The sequence below is a fragment of the Hymenobacter edaphi genome (assembly GCF_003258365.1).
Taxonomy (GTDB): domain Bacteria; phylum Bacteroidota; class Bacteroidia; order Cytophagales; family Hymenobacteraceae; genus Solirubrum; species Solirubrum edaphi.
The window spans coordinates 1-856 of sequence record NZ_QHKM01000030.1; the positions used below are offsets into that span (position 1 = coordinate 1).

Annotated in this window: 1 protein-coding gene; it reads left to right on the forward strand. The window is 64.3% G+C overall.

All coding sequences use genetic code 11. The annotated features are described in order from the left end of the window. Positions 1 to 84 precede the first annotated feature (84 nt). Positions 85 to 846 (forward strand): IS5 family transposase, encoded by a 762-nt coding sequence (locus DLM85_RS24765; protein WP_111480870.1) that lies wholly within the window; start codon positions 85 to 87, stop codon positions 844 to 846. Positions 847 to 856: the final 10 nt, after the last annotated feature.

Below are 856 nucleotides of genomic sequence, written 5' to 3' on the forward strand. Positions count from 1 at the left end.
AGAGCGTGTTGGGGAATTGCTGTTGGGGTAAAAGAAAACGAGCCAGTAAGTTGCGCCGGGAGTTCCTAGGCTCTCGGTCGCATTATGGTTGACGGCTATCAACCCCTCACTGACTCGCAGTGGCAAGGTATGCTTCTGCTCTTACCGCTGCAACGCAAACGGCGCCTGTGTTTGCGCCAGGTGGTGGACGCGTTGCGCTATGTGTGTCGCTCGGGTTGCCAGTGGCGCAGCCTGCCGACGGCGTTTCCGAAGTGGACGGCCGTGTACTATTACTTCCGCCGTTGGCAACAGGACGGCACGCTGCAACGCCTGAACCGGGCATTGAATGAAGCGGACCGACAAGCGCAGGGGCAGGCGGCCACGCCGGCCGTGCTGTGCCTGGACAGCCAAAGTGTGAAACTCGCGCCGCGCATTGCCGAACACCGCGGCACGGACGGCGGCAAGTGTGTGAACGGGCGCAAGCGGCAGCTGCTGGTGGACCGGCAAGGCCGCATCTGGGCCTGCCGCGCGCACGCGGCCAACCAGCACGACAGCCGCGGCGCGGTGCCGCTTTTATTGCAGCGCCGCCAGTGGGGCCCGCGCCTGACCACCATCGTCACCGACTGCGCCTACCGCGGCCACTTTGCCGAAGGCGTGTTAGCGCGCGGACTACGGCATGAGGTCAGCAGTCGGCCGCCGTCGACGCGCGGCTTTGTCCCGGTCGGCTGCCGCTGGGTGGTGGAGCGCACTTTTGCGTGGCTCAACTTCTTCCGACGGGTAGTCATGGACTACGAGTACACGCCCGAAAGCCACGCCGCCTGGATTCTCTGGGCAAACGTCACCCTGTGCCTCAACCGACTACCTTAATTCCCCAACA